Source organism: Caldisericum sp., from assembly GCA_022759145.1.
GTDB lineage: Bacteria > Caldisericota > Caldisericia > Caldisericales > Caldisericaceae > Caldisericum.
In genome coordinates, this window is record JAEMPV010000109.1 from 1 (window position 1) to 6,058 (window position 6,058).

Genomic DNA, 6,058 nt, shown 5'->3' on the forward strand with positions numbered 1-6,058 from the left:
ATGCAGATAGTGGTGAAAAAGAGGAAATAAAGGATAAACTCCATATTCTAAAGCACTTAGTAGAAGAATTACTGGAAAAGCTACCCTGATAACGGACACGGTGTCCGTTGCTATAGCACACCCAAATTTAAACAGCAAATGGGCAGAGAAGTATAATTCAACCAAATGCTTACTCTTTGAAGCATATATTTGGCGCCTTTTCTAAAATATAAACCTGACTCTTAAGCTGTGTATCTTGCAAGAAAATAGTTCCTTCTTTATTGCTCCGTTTTATATTGAGGTAGATAGAAAAGATCTCTGCCAATTTTTTTAGAAAGTATTAAGTATTGATCAAACAGCATACAGTATCCATCTATACTACCCCCATAAAAGCATACAACTCAAAACGAAATCCGATATTATAATTCCAGTGGCCTTTTTAATTGCTCGTTTGACTATTTCTTTTTAGTTTCTGTTAATAATGTACTAAGTAACTCTTTTGATTCTGCCAATTCCTCACTGTCCATTATCTTCGCTGATTTCTCTTATAAGAGAGAGACACAATAACGAATGAAATACTCTATCAGCAGCTGCGGCGTTCAATGTTTCAGGGGTGCTTATACCATGACATATATTATTTCTAAGATTCCATCCTCTTGCATCTGAGAAAAGCGTTCTGAAGTAAAGAGTAACGTCTTCTCCAAGTATTCCAAAAACATTTCTTATGTTATCATCCCATAACATCTCCTCAAGAGTCTTGTAGTTGAACCCTCCGTACCTTGATTGCTTAAAAATAGACCCTCCTGTTTTCTCCTCAAGGTTTCTAATCGCCGCTTCTATTTGTGGAATTAATATGTGCAATGCAACTATGTAGTTTCCATTTAGGTACTCTTCAATACCCTTTTTAATCAAATCTTTTCTATTTTCTTCAAAAATTGGTGATTCGTACAAATAGTTCACGATAGTTTCTGCTTCTAAGTCGAATTTACAAATCAAAGCTTTTATAGTATCTCGCAAAAACGGAGAAGAGTAAGACATATTTTGAGCAATCTGTAAAACAATATGACTGTCCAGATCTTCTTGTAAAGGACTAACACTTGCAATTATCCTTCCTGAACTATCTTGTATTTTTCTGGTAAAAAGGATTTGAATTGGCGATTCTTTATAAACGTCATTAAGTTGTTTTATAACTTCTCCTTTCTTTGGTATATAGTGAACAGCAATTCTTTTTAAAGCTGTGTTAAGGTCTCCATCAATTAAAGCATTGATAAATTTTTTTACTTCTTCAGTAGGAATAGTTACTGAGATTTCTACTGTTTTTAACTCTGAAGTAGCTTTATTACCTAACTTCCTAATTTCAATAGAAACTTTATCTGCTTTGTCTTTCAAGCCATATTGAGTATAAGTGTGGTACAAGTTTTCTAACCAGATAATTGCTACTTGAGCTGAAGGTTGAGTTGACACTGCTGCTTCTACTATTTCGCCATAAGTAAGAAGAACTCTTCTTAAATCCTCCTTCCTATTAACTGTGTTGTAATAATCTGCGAGTCGAATAACTGCGCTCTCTGCTGCCCAAAAATTATGTTCTGGAGATTTTAACAATCTCTCTAACCTTCCTTCTAACTTCTTTATGATCTTGTCTTTCTCATCTGGAGTTAACCTAACGTTTTTATTCTTTAAAAGTGAATCAAAGGAAAATCCCCAAAGTTCAGGTTTGTCGTCCTCTGCAACTTTCTTCTCGTAAGCAATCATGGCATCTTTTACTTTTGAAATAAGTTCTTCGCTGTTAAGGGACAAGGCAAGAGATAGAGCTCGTTTTAGTTTGGCAATTATGCTTATTTGATATTTGTGTAAATCTTTATTAGCTATTTCAATACTATTTTCAATTACTATAACGGCTACTTTATAATTTGGTTTAACTCCTTTTACTTTTTCTGAGAAATCCCAAACTAAATCAGCATAGCGCACCTTCAAGAGCGGATTTTTCGATTCGACTGCTCTTTCCTCCCAATAATCGATCATTGAAGGTATAATATCCCGTATACTTGGAATCTCATTATGGCCCCCTTTTTGATCCTCAAAAGTCATAATGGGTCCATAGTATGTTCCCCATTCTGTTTTTGAGTTCTGGTAGTTTTCTATGAATTCAAAGGCCATTATTTCTGCTCGAAGAATTTCAGGAGCGCTTTCTCTCCACTTTTCTCCATATTCTTGTTTTGCAAATTTCTCTAGTTTCTCTGAGATTTCTAGTTCGTTAACATTTTCTGTAAAAGATTCGAGACTTTTCAGAAACTCTTTTATTTTTTCAATATTCTCATTTTCTTCCACATTCTTACCTTCCAAATTTTTATCACTTTAAAAAATTTTAGTACTTTTTAAAGAATTGCATGTTTTATATGTATTTTAGATTTGAGTATCTTGGAACCTTTGGATGTAGTCTGCAAGGTGAAATTATTTTGTTTTAAGAAAAAAACTGAGTGTAACACCCGTTTTCCAAAGAATTCGCCAGGCGACTTCAAAGTTACTTCATAGAGGCCTTTTTATGCATTTGTTCTGAAGATTTTTCATTTTTGGGTATCAAAGCAGAGCATCTTTTGAAAAAACTCTATTAGAGTGGTGTTTTTTGTGGAAATACGAAATATTTTTATGCAAAATAAAAGCATGTATACTCAATCTTGTTATTCATTACTCTCGATTACATTGAACTATTACTTCTATCTATTTTCTACAAACTCATTGGTACATTGTCCTACTTTCTATACTTAACGTGCCCTATATCTCTATTAAGCTACTCATACTTTGTGAGCTACTATACGTATTACCGCTTCTTCTTTCCTGCTCTATCATGATCTTCTACTACATCTACTGTAACATGATCTAGTACGTTATGATGTATTTCCCTAGTACCTCTTCTATACTCTGATCTACAGTACTTTGTACTCTAGTCATCTCTTTTTTTATATATGCTCTTCCTGTAGTTAGGGAGAACTTAGTGATTATCAGGGTTCTTTTCTCCTTTTACTGTGACATTGTTCTCCAAAAATTCCCCTTCCCCCCTTATTTTATCTTGTTTTTTGAGCGTGACATTCTTTATAAGAAGCCTTCCTTTTTCAATCTCTCAATGCTTCGGTAAATTTCCCTTCTCCCTACTCCTAATTCTCTTGCTATTGCCTCTTTGTTGTCCGCCTTTTCAATTACAAGTTTGTAATAAACTTGCTTATCTCTTTCTTTTAACTTTTTGCTAAATAACACTTTATAAAAGTCCACGCTCTCTATTGCCTCTCTCTGCCATCTACAACCTTCACACTTTATCCAAGGTAAATTACGTTTTACAAAATCACATCCCATAAAAGTATATAGTTTTTCATCAAAAATATTAAGTATCTCCTTTTCTGGTAAAGGTTGCTTTAGGAGATCATTCTTTTTTCTTACAAGATATTGCGCATATTTTTTATCATTGCTTTTAATCAATAGATTGTATAGGATAAACAAACTTTCATCCCTTTCACCGACAACAAGTTCTCTGTCTAATATTTGTCTTATACAAGCCTGAGTTCCCTTGTATTCCCAATTTATTTGTGCTTGTGCTTCATTTGTTGATGTTTTCTTTTTTTCTTTTTCTTCCTCTTTTTCTAATAAGTCTGTTACAAATGAGGGTAAAGTTTTTATCTGTGATAGAGGATTTATAATTTTGTATTCAAAGCCGTCTATAATTGCAGGTGGTTCCACGACATATTGTCCCAGCCCTTTAAATTCAACTTCAAAACCGTTAATTTTCAGTATCTTGCCTGCATACTTCTTTTCAGAATAAAAGTTTAAATGCACACCTCTACTTGTTTGTGTTAGTGCAGTATTTTTATACTCGTCGGGGAAATTCTTAAAGGCCTCAAGGCTATCAAAATCTAATGAGTAGAACCCTCCAAAGCCTGTTATAATTCCTACATTGAAGTTTGGAAAATCAAGAAGCCACTTTAAGATTTTTTTAGGTTTAGGCTGTCTAGTCTGGTAATGCTTCCAATTAATTAAAGGTTTCTTCTCATTATTAAGAGGCATGATTGAAAGACCCCTTTGTACGTACTCTGCTATAAGTTTAGTTCGCTCGTTAGTGGGTTCAATGTAGATTGTAGAACTTTCAAATAATTCCGCAATTTGTTCTAATGCTTTGAACTTGCTCGATTTTGTGGTATAATTTCCTCGCATAAAAAGAGTGAGGTTGGCTTTGCAATATGCGCTCTCCCAAAACAACATATTGCAAAGCCATTTTTTATTACCTCTCTATTTTCGCCTCCTTTCGTTTGTTTTTCAATTTGTTTACCTTGTTTTCATCGTCCATTTTCTTTATCTCCTTTCCCAGTTTGGACATTATGTATTAGATGTTGCCATAGATTCTGGGCCTTCTTTCAAAAATGATTCTTCTTTTTTCTTTTGCTTTTCTAATATTACATTCATTAATTTCTTCTTTCATTTTTCTCACCCCCAAAGCACTTTTAATTTGTTTGTCTTTACTACACAACCTTCTCATTCCAAATGTTTTTGTACTTATTTTCTGCATCCAGCGTTCCAACAGCCTCGTAGTATCCAGTCACAAGTTTCTTTTGTATTTCTCGTATTGCCTCTATCGACCGTTTTGTCTCTAACAATAATCTCATAAGGTCAGCAATCTCTTCTGTATTCCAATTCATTTGCATGTTTACTTTTGCATCCTCAAGGTTTTTAATTCCATCGACAATCTTTTTCATATTTTCCCAATTAAATTGCTCGAGATACTTTTCTGTAATCTCTACAACAACCTCTAAATAACGGATTGCATTCGTAATTTCTTCCATACCTTTCGAGTTGATCACCATCTTTTTCTCCTCTTTCTCTTCTTCCTCGCTTTCCACTATTTATCACCCCTTTCTATCAATTCTTTTTAAAGTCTTTATCAAAATAAAAATAGGAGGCATCTGCACCTCCTTCTTTTATTTATTTTTATTTCTACTTTCTTTTATGCCCTTTTTCTTTTCTTAGGCTTTACAACTCTTGCCTCAAATTCGCTTTCTGGTATTCGTATTGCTCTGCCAATCTTTATTGCCTTTATTTTTCCTTGCCAAATCCAGCTATAAACGGTATTCTTATTCACCTTAAACTGCTCTGCAAATTCTTTAACCGTTTTCATTTTTTCTTCATCTTTCATACCAAGCCCCATATACATGATAACACACTTTATATTGTTGTCAAGAGCTTTATATTTTTTTATTGAATTCTGTATTAACAACAGAAATAGAATAGTAATAATGCTACTTGATTGATATTTTTAGTGTTTCTTATTAATGTTAGAAACTTAAAAAAGATGCCATTTCCAAAAAGGTATAGAGATAATGTGAATATTCTCATTGAAGTTTAATCAGTTTCTTCGCTTTTTGATTTGTTTCTTAATGCGGAATTAGTTTTCTCAATAAACCGTGTAAGGAAAGACTGTTACGGGAAAAATGTGTCCATGGCCATTCCAGTTGTCAGTAAAATCGATTTCCAAACATTGCAACATAATGGACATAATTTGCTTTCAAATCGAAGAAAGCGTTGTTTAGTTTATCAAAAAATGAAGTAAATCCCATTTTCAGTAATAAGGAAAAATGGCCTTGTGCTATATTTTTTCTGTAGAGTCTCTATGGTTGATACGTCGAAGCTATTATATTTTCTAACTTTTCTCAAAATCGTGCATTTAAATGCAAAAAATTAGGGTATTATCTTCAAAAAGGTATAAAAGTATTTGAAGGGCACTTTTGCTCAAATTTAAGGGGTTTTTGTGCATTTTAGATGGTATGTTTCTCTTGTACTCCTGAATGCATTTCTAGATACTCAATGTTAATACAGATTTTAAAACTCTTTGAAATGTATTGCATTGAAATGCTTTTGAGATGACATAAGGTCTTAAGGATGTACAAAGTACTTTTTTCTGGGTTTGTCAGTTGACCTTGGACCCATTCCGCATAAATGTTATGATTTAATTTTTGGAAACCTTCGTTTTGCTACTACTAATTTTTAAACTCAACTTTGCCAACTATAATCTGTAGAAATTGAGTCTTAATCAGTGATT

Annotated in this window: 4 protein-coding genes; all 4 read right to left on the reverse strand. The window is 33.2% G+C overall.

Features of this window, described 5'->3' with window-relative positions; translation table 11 throughout:
- Window positions 1-495 precede the first annotated feature (495 nt).
- The 4 genes from JHC30_06500 to JHC30_06515 all read right to left on the reverse strand — a co-directional run bounded on the left by JHC30_06500 (window position 496) and on the right by JHC30_06515 (window position 5,155).
- Entirely contained in the window at window positions 496-2,307 is a 1,812-nt protein-coding gene (locus JHC30_06500; GenBank protein MCI4463799.1) for a DUF4209 domain-containing protein, read from the reverse strand.
- 762 nt (window positions 2,308-3,069) lie between these two features.
- On the reverse strand, window positions 3,070-4,032 hold the full coding sequence (locus tag JHC30_06505) for a bifunctional DNA primase/polymerase (GenBank protein MCI4463800.1): 963 nt from the start codon (window positions 4,030-4,032) through the stop codon (window positions 3,070-3,072).
- Window positions 4,033-4,484: 452 nt separating this feature from the next.
- On the reverse strand, window positions 4,485-4,862 hold the full coding sequence (locus JHC30_06510) for a hypothetical protein (GenBank protein ID MCI4463801.1): 378 nt from the start codon (window positions 4,860-4,862) through the stop codon (window positions 4,485-4,487).
- Between the two features lie 104 nt (window positions 4,863-4,966).
- Window positions 4,967-5,155 carry a helix-turn-helix domain-containing protein gene (locus JHC30_06515; GenBank protein MCI4463802.1) on the reverse strand — a complete coding sequence of 63 codons (189 nt, stop codon included), beginning with the start codon at window positions 5,153-5,155 and terminating at the stop codon, window positions 4,967-4,969.
- Window positions 5,156-6,058: the final 903 nt, after the last annotated feature.

Excerpts from the sequence above, each read along its gene's own strand:
- JHC30_06515 (MCI4463802.1), bottom strand. The coding sequence starts at position 5,155 with ATGAAAGATGAAGAAAAAATGAAAACGGTTAAAGAATTTGCAGAGCAG.
- JHC30_06505 (MCI4463800.1), bottom strand. The coding sequence starts at position 4,032 with ATGCCTCTTAATAATGAGAAGAAACCTTTAATTAATTGGAAGCATTAC.